4 protein-coding genes and 1 pseudogene are annotated in these 4,673 nt (G+C 63.5%); all 5 read left to right on the top strand.

What is annotated here, in order from left to right; translation table 11 throughout:
- Nucleotides 1-509, top strand: a pseudogene (locus AC16XC_RS04705) (tRNA pseudouridine(55) synthase TruB); the annotation flags it as partial.
- Nucleotides 510-520: 11 nt separating this feature from the next.
- Nucleotides 521-790: a 30S ribosomal protein S15 gene (gene rpsO, locus AC16XC_RS04700; RefSeq protein ID WP_484033487.1), complete on the top strand. Its 270-nt coding sequence runs from the start codon at nucleotides 521-523 to the stop codon at nucleotides 788-790.
- Between the two features lie 254 nt (nucleotides 791-1,044).
- Complete coding sequence (gene pnp / locus AC16XC_RS04695; RefSeq protein WP_484033486.1) at nucleotides 1,045-3,381, top strand: polyribonucleotide nucleotidyltransferase; 2,337 nt, start codon at nucleotides 1,045-1,047, stop codon at nucleotides 3,379-3,381.
- Nucleotides 3,382-3,507: 126 nt separating this feature from the next.
- Complete coding sequence (locus AC16XC_RS04690; RefSeq protein ID WP_484033485.1) at nucleotides 3,508-3,966, top strand: GlcG/HbpS family heme-binding protein; 459 nt, start codon at nucleotides 3,508-3,510, stop codon at nucleotides 3,964-3,966.
- A 9-nt stretch (nucleotides 3,967-3,975) separates the two neighbouring features.
- Nucleotides 3,976-4,673, top strand: a 698-nt coding sequence (locus AC16XC_RS04685; RefSeq protein ID WP_484033484.1) for an SDR family oxidoreductase, incomplete at its 3' end; no start/stop codon positions are given.

Genomic DNA, 4,673 nt, shown 5'->3' with positions numbered 1-4,673 from the left:
ACGCACCGAATGGCGCGAATCCACAATGCCATGATCACTCGACAGTGCCCCTCCACCACCCTGCGGGTGGTCCCCCTCCCCCGGTGGGGGAGGATTCCGTCACCCTCGTCGCATCCGTCTCCAAGGGGACCTATATCCGCAGTCTCGCACGGGATATCGCCCATGCCCTTGGAACCGTCGGCCATGTTACCTATCTGAGGCGCATCAAAGCCGGTCCGTTCAAGCTCGAATCGGCGATTTCGCTGGACAAATTGAACGAGATCGGTAAGGGCGCGCCGCTTGAAGACGTAATCCTGCCGCTTGAGGCGGGGCTGGACGACATCCCGGCCCTCGATCTCGCTCCGGAAGCAGCAGCAGCGGTCCGCCAGGGCCGGGTCCTAACCGGAATGCCCCAAGGCGACGGGTTGTATTGGGCAAAGGCAGGAAATGTTCCTGTTGCGCTCATGGAACTCACCGCCGGGACGGCGAAGGTCGTCAGGGGTTTCAACCTGCCCGATGTCGCTGAGTAAGGAAAGCACAGATGTCGGTTACCGCCGAAGCAAAAACGAAGATTATCAAGGATAACGCCCAGTCCAAGGGCGATACCGGTTCTCCCGAAGTCCAGGTCGCGATCCTCACCGAGCGTATTCGCAACCTCACCGAGCATTTCAAGGATCACCACAAGGACAACCATTCGCGCCGCGGCCTGTTGATGATGGTCAACAAGCGCCGCAGCCTGCTCGGCTACCTCAAAAAGAAGGATGTCGAGCGCTATAACGCCCTGATCCAGAAGCTGGGTCTGCGCAAGTGACGTGATGCTTCGGCCCGCCTCTGGCGGGCCGTTTGGTATCGCGTCATCCTCGCGAAGGCGGGGATCCCGGGCCCCAAGGTCCGGAAGTAATGAAACAGGCTCCCGCCTTCGCGGGAGCGCAAAACGACAAGGCATCCTTCGCAATTCGGTGAAGGGGCCCCGGGGCACAACAAGGCCCCACACCGGACCGGGACGGAATCCCCGGCAGCAAACCCCGCCCGGCAATGGGGCCGCGCGGGGCGTAAGGAAAACACATGTTTGACGTGAAAACCGTATCGCTGGAGTGGGGCGGAAAGACCCTCACTCTGGAAACCGGCCGTATTGCCCGCCAGGCCGATGGCGCAGTGCTGGCCACCTATGGCGAAACCGTGGTGCTGTGCGCCGTGACCGCCGCCAAATCGGTGAAGGAAGGGCAGGACTTCTTCCCGCTCACCGTTCACTACCAGGAAAAATTCTCTTCCGCCGGCCGGATCCCGGGCGGCTTCTTCAAGCGCGAACGCGGTGCGACCGAGAAGGAAACGCTCACCAGCCGCCTGATCGACCGCCCCGTGCGGCCGCTGTTCCCCGAAGGTTTCTACAACGAAATCAATGTCATCGCCCAGGTCCTTTCCTATGATGGCGAGACCGAGGCCGATATCGTGGCGATGATCGCCGCGTCGGCCGCGCTGACCATTTCGGGCGTGCCCTTCATGGGTCCGATCTCGGGTTGCCGGGTCGGCTACAAGGATGGCGAATACCAGCTCAACCCGTCGATGGCCGAAATCGCCGACGGCGGTCGCCTGGATCTCGTCGTCGCTGCAACCTACGACGCGGTGATGATGGTCGAATCCGAAGCCAGGGAGCTGACGGAAGACGAAATGCTCGGGGCCGTCATGTTCGCGCATGACGAGAACCGGAAGGTCATCAAGGCGATCGTCGACCTGGCCGAGAAGGCCGCGAAGGATCCCTGGGAGATCGACCTTGCCGACAATTCGGCGATGAAGGCCGAGATCAAGAAGCTGATCGGCGACGACATCGCCGCGGCCTATAAGCTTACCAGCAAGTCGGCTCGCTCGGACGCGCTCACCGCCGCGCGCGAACACGTCAAGGGTCACTACGCCGAGGCCGATGGCCAGACGATGATGACCGCGATCAAGCTGACCAAGAAGATCGAGGCGGACATCGTCCGCACCGCGATCCTCAAGGACGGTGCGCGGATCGACGGGCGCAAGCTCGACCAGGTCCGCCCGATCGAGGCAATGGTCGGCTTCCTGCCGCGCACCCACGGTTCGGCGCTGTTCACCCGCGGCGAAACGCAGGCGATCTGCACCACCACGCTCGGCACCAAGGACAGCGAGCAGATGATCGACGGGCTCGACGGCCTGACCTATTCGCACTTCATGCTGCACTATAACTTCCCGCCCTATTCGGTCGGCGAAGTTGGCCGTTTCGGCGCCCCGGGCCGGCGCGAGATCGGTCATGGCAAGCTCGCCTGGCGCGCGCTGCACCCGGTACTGCCCAACCATGAGGACTTCCCCTACACGATCCGGATCCTCTCGGACATTACCGAGAGCAACGGTTCTTCCTCGATGGCGACCGTGTGCGGCGGCTGTCTTTCGATGATGGATGCCGGCGTTCCGATCGAACGCCCGGTTTCGGGCATCGCGATGGGCCTGATCCTCGAAGGCGACGAATTCGCAGTGTTGAGCGACATTCTTGGCGACGAGGACCATCTCGGCGATATGGACTTCAAGGTTGCCGGAACGGAGCAGGGCATCACCTCGCTCCAGATGGACATCAAGATCGCCGGCATCACCAAGGAAATCATGGCCAAGGCGCTCGAACAGGCCAAGTCTGGCCGTGCGCATATCCTCGGCGAGATGACCAAGGCGCTGGGCGCGGCCCGGAGCGAGCTTTCGGCCCATGCGCCCAGGATCGAGACGATGCAGATCGCCAAGGACAAGATCCGCGACGTGATCGGCACCGGTGGCAAGGTGATCCGCGAGATCGTCGCCGAAACCGGCGCCAAGGTCGATATCGACGACGAAGGCCTGATCAAGATCAGCTCGTCCGACCTCAGCCAGATCGAGGCCGCGCGCAAGTGGATCCAAGGCATCGTCGAGGAACCCGAAGTCGGCAAGATCTACACCGGCAAGGTCGTCAATATCGTCGATTTCGGCGCGTTCGTGAACTTCATGGGCGGCAAGGACGGTCTCGTCCACGTCTCCGAAATGAAGAACGAGCGGGTCGAACGGCCGACCGATGTCGTTTCCGAAGGCCAGGAAGTGAAGGTCAAGGTGCTCGAGATCGACAATCGCGGCAAGGTCCGCCTGTCGATGCGGGTGGTCGACCAGGAAACCGGCGAGGAGCTTGAAGACAGCCGCCCGCCCAGAGAACCCCGAGGCGAGAAGCGCGAAGGTGGCGGTGGCCGTGACCGCGGCGACCGCCGGGGGCCGCGTGGTGATCGCGGTGACCGTGGCGGCGGCGGTCGCGATCGTGACCGCGGACCCAGAAACGACCGGGGTCGCGATCGCGGAGACCGTGACGACAACGAAGGCAAGCGGGACGGCAATCCGGACCACATGCCGGCGTTCCTGAAAGAGGACGACTAACACGGGTCCGGATTTTCCGGTTCGGACATCCGGTTCAGACAGGGGCCGCGGGAGCAATCTCGCGGCCCTTTTCTTTTGTCCTGCAATGCGCGATGCAGGAGCGGAGAAGAGACAGGGAGAGTCATGATGCGATTGGCGACTGCTTTTGCCGCCGCCGTGTTGGTTTGTGCTCCGGCTGGCGCCCAGACTCCGCGGCCGATGCTCGATTATGCCAGCGCCGCGACGATCCGCGACACCTGCATCGCCTGGGCCGCGGAACGCGACCTGGCGGTGGCGGTGGCGGTGTATGACGAGGCCGGGCGGCTGCTGGCATTCGCCCATATGGATGGCGGATCGACCGCGGTGGGCGAGATCGCGATGTGGAAGGGGAGGTCCGCCGCGACGCTGCACGTCGCCTCGGCGGAAACCGCGAATTGGGGGCCGGGAGCACCGGGTGTGGCCACCTGGCAGGGCGGCACGCCCTTTTTCACCCAGGACGGGGTGGCGCTCGGAGGGGTCGGCGTCTCGGGCGCTCCCAGTGCCGACGATGCCGCATGCGGCGAGGCGGGGATCGCCGCCGCGGGTTTGAAACATACGGCGAATTAGGGAGTTCACATGCCGATTACATCCTTCGAAGGCAAGATCGCCTTCATCACCGGCGGCGCGAGCGGGATCGGGCTCGGCATCGCCAAGGTGCTCGTCGAACGCGGCGCCCAGGTGGTGCTGGCCGATCTCAGGCAGGACCATATCGACGATGCGCTGGCCGAATTCGCCGGTGGCGGGAAGAGCAATGCCGTTTCGGCGCTCAATCTCGACGTCACCAATCGCGAGAAATATCGCGAGGCGGCGGAAAAGATGCAGGCCGAATTCGGCGGGATCGATATCCTGATCAACAATGCCGGGGTCGGGCTCGAAGGCCCGCTGCTCGAAGCGACCTATGCCGATTACGATTTCGGCTTCGGGGTCAATGTCGGCGGGGTGATCAACGGGATCACCGAATTCCTCCCGCAAATGGTCGCGCATGGCCGGGGAGGGCATATCGTTTCGACCGCCAGCCTCGCCGCCGAAGTGGTGATGCCGCCGCAGATGGCGATCTATGCCGCGTCGAAGGCGGCGGTCTGCCATTTCTGCGAGAGCATCAAGAGTGAGCTGGCGACCCACGGGATCGGCTGCTCGATCCTGCTGCCCGGCCCGGTCAAGAGCCGGATCCACGAGACCCAGCAGAACCGCCCGGCGCATCTCCTCGAAGGGAGCGGGTTCAAGGCGTCAGAGGAAAAGCTCTCGCGCCGCATAGTGGGCGACAACTGGATGGA

The organism is Candidatus Andeanibacterium sp., assembly GCF_057143545.1.
Note: the sequence above shows the minus strand (reverse complement) of the source record. Positions and strands in the feature narration are given on the sequence as shown.

Coding starts and splice junctions, on each gene's coding strand:
- rpsO (WP_484033487.1), top strand. CDS start 521: ATGTCGGTTACCGCCGAAGCAAAAACGAAGATTATCAAGGATAACGCC.
- pnp (WP_484033486.1), top strand. CDS start 1,045: ATGTTTGACGTGAAAACCGTATCGCTGGAGTGGGGCGGAAAGACCCTC.
- AC16XC_RS04690 (WP_484033485.1), top strand. CDS start 3,508: ATGCGATTGGCGACTGCTTTTGCCGCCGCCGTGTTGGTTTGTGCTCCG.